Origin of the sequence: Acidiphilium sp. (assembly GCF_049977125.1) — a bacterium.
Taxonomy (GTDB): domain Bacteria; phylum Pseudomonadota; class Alphaproteobacteria; order Acetobacterales; family Acetobacteraceae; genus Acidiphilium.
This window is the reverse complement of the sequence record NZ_JBMFGY010000041.1, coordinates 1-2,650: the sequence shown is the minus strand read 5'-3', so window position 1 is coordinate 2,650 and position 2,650 is coordinate 1. Positions and strand designations below refer to the sequence as shown.

At 57.8% G+C, this 2,650-nt stretch carries 3 protein-coding genes; all 3 read left to right on the top strand.

Translation table 11 applies throughout. The annotated features are described in order from the left end of the window. Positions 1-270 precede the first annotated feature (270 nt). Positions 271-1,050: a PEP-CTERM sorting domain-containing protein gene (locus ACP5E6_RS08550; RefSeq protein ID WP_427953803.1), complete on the top strand. Its 780-nt coding sequence runs from the start codon at positions 271-273 to the stop codon at positions 1,048-1,050. A gap of 65 nt (positions 1,051-1,115) precedes the next feature. Continuing rightward, positions 1,116-1,940: a sterol desaturase family protein gene (locus ACP5E6_RS08545; RefSeq protein WP_427953801.1), complete on the top strand. Its 825-nt coding sequence runs from the start codon at positions 1,116-1,118 to the stop codon at positions 1,938-1,940. Between the two features lie 342 nt (positions 1,941-2,282). After that, positions 2,283-2,650, top strand: a 368-nt coding sequence (locus ACP5E6_RS08540) for a hypothetical protein (RefSeq protein WP_427953799.1), incomplete at its 3' end; no start/stop codon positions are given.

Genomic DNA, 2,650 nt, shown 5'->3' with positions numbered 1-2,650 from the left:
GCCCGTTTCCCCACCGGTTAGAGCCCCGAGCGCGGTCGACCAGAACGGATTTGTCAGAATTTTTTACATACTCCCAAAATATTTTTCTTAAGCTATTGTTTATAATAATAAAAATAATTGGCACGCAATTTGCCTTGCGTCCAGGGATGTTATCGCGATGCTCAATGTCATTTTGTCATGTTGACCGAATGATAGAAACCGGCGGCCGAATTGGAAGGTCATTCAACGTCGTTGAGCTGGTGCAGGATAACACAGGAAAGTTCGTCTTATATGCGTATTTCATCAATCATGTTCGCTTCAGCCTTGGCGGTAGCGGCCTCGGCGGGGATCGCTCAGGCGGGTGCGAACCTCATCACCAATGGCGATTTCTCCGAGACCTCGCCGACAATCAACGTCAGCACCCAGTTCGGCACAAGCGCCGTGGTTCACAACCGGCAATTCGTGACCGGATGGACCGGCAATAATGGCTATGAAATCTGGTACCCGAGCGCCACGGCGGCAACCATCGATAATGCGGTCGGACAATACTCTTTCACCCGCGTCGAGAAATTATGGTCGGTGCAGGCCCCACCCTCGGGTCCGGGCACGTTTATTGGCCTCGATGGCGCGCAGATTGCGGGGGTGCAGAGCAGCATCGAACAGACCCTCAGGGATCTCTCCATCGGCAGCACGTATCAGGTCAGCTTCGACTGGGCTGGCGCACAGATGCAGAGCCGCACTGGCCCGACAACCGAGGCCTTGGCGGTTTCCTTCGGAACATCGACGCAATCCACGGTGACCATTGACAACGCCAGTCAAGGATTCACCGGCTGGCAGACGGATACAATGCAATTCGTTGCGCATAGCGCCAATGAGGTGTTGAGCTTTCTCGCGGTCGGGTCGCCATCGGGTTTGCCGCCGATGTCGTTGTTGACCAACGTGTCCGTGCAGAAGGTGGCCGTGCCGGAGCCGTCTTCGCTGGCACTGCTCGGAGGTGGCTTGGTCGGGCTCGGCCTCGTCCTCCGTCGCCGACGTTCGGCGCGCCGGGGGGTGTCGAACACCAAAATCTGAATTCATCGCAACCGTCCGGGCATTCCGCCTGGACGGTTGAATGCTCTGGCGGTTGGAGATTTGTGATGCACGCGTTCATGATCGAGGCGTTACGACTTGCTGTCTGGTTCGTTCTTCTCTCAGCGATTTTCGTGCCGCTCGAGCGGATTGTCGCGGTCCACCCGCAGCGCATTTTTCGCAGGCAGTTCGGCGTCGATCTGATCTACTATGCGCTAAACTCGGTTTTGGTCGGCGTGCTGCTTGCGGTGCCACTGGCCATTCTCGCCGCTGCGCTCCATCGCGTGATGCCGGCGATCGTGACCCACACCATTGCCGCCCTGCCTTTTGGCGTAAAACTAGTGTTGGCGCTGCTCGTGGCCGAGACTGGTTTCTACTGGGGGCATCGTTGGTCGCACGAGGTTCCGCTGCTGTGGCGGTTTCATTCAATTCATCACAGTACCGCGGAACTCGATTACCTATCGAACACGCGGGCGCATCCGGTCGACATGGTGTTCACCCGGATGTGTGGTTTCATGCCGCTGTTTGCACTCGGGTTGACCCAGGGGGTTGCGACGCCGGCCGTTGTGATCGTCATCGGTACAATCTGGGGGTTTTTCATTCATGCCAATCTGCGGTGGCGGTTCGGCTTTCTGGAATCGATCGTTGCGACACCATTTTTTCACCACTGGCACCATACCAACGACCCGATGCGAGACCGGAATTATGCGGCGATGCTGCCCGTGGTCGACCGCGTGTTCGGAACGCTCCATCTGCCCAAGGCGTGGCCGACCGAATACGGCATCGATGGCGCGATGCCGTCGTCGATTGTCGGCCAGGTCCTGCACCCATTCACGATGCGCGACGATGTCGTCGCCGTCGTTGAAAACACCGAGCGGCATCGGTTGCGTTGATGCCGAAGCAAACGCCGTTATTGCGACACAACGGATGAATTCGGCTCAAGCCCCTCGGGGCTGATCGGATTTGATCATGGCCGCGGTGACGCGCGAACGGCCGCTTCACCGGCATATCAATCCCCTGGCCGAATACGAGGGCCAACCGAAATAACCCTCCCTTTCACCGGACGAAGCCAAATCCCTCGGCTCGAACATGTCCAACCTCTGAAACGAAAAGATTGCCGTCATCACTTCGAGGGTTATATAACAATCATCGTATTTGATCCCGGCCTGAAAAATTCGGCCCGGATCGGTTGGGCAAGAAAACCTTGTCGCGGTTTCGACAACAGGTTTAACGCCATGGAAATTTCGGAAAGTCGAGCGCTCGTTCCCGTCCGGAGCAAGCAAACCGCTGTCCAGACAATCCTGCGCAAACGGCGATCCGCCGGCAATGGCGGCGCGGGAACCGGACGCTGGGGAGACGAGGAGCAGCGGAAGGCCGACCGGCAATTTATCCGCGACTCGATGCGCCAGATGAACCAATGGCGAAAAGCCAGGAACGCAACAACGGCCAAACCGGGTGCGGCCAGGTTAACAACGGGCGCGCTGACCCGACGTGATTTGCGTCGGTCATTCGCCCTTGGCGCCGCTTCCGCCATTGGCGGTGGCGGGATGATGATGCTCGCCATCGCCATCATAGCGTCGAGTTTGGGGTGGTCAGGTCCCAT

What these genes read in the sequence shown, in the direction of transcription:
- ACP5E6_RS08550 (WP_427953803.1), top strand. Translation starts at nt 271, where the DNA reads ATGCGTATTTCATCAATCATGTTCGCTTCAGCCTTGGCGGTAGCGGCC.
- ACP5E6_RS08545 (WP_427953801.1), top strand. Translation starts at nt 1,116, where the DNA reads ATGCACGCGTTCATGATCGAGGCGTTACGACTTGCTGTCTGGTTCGTT.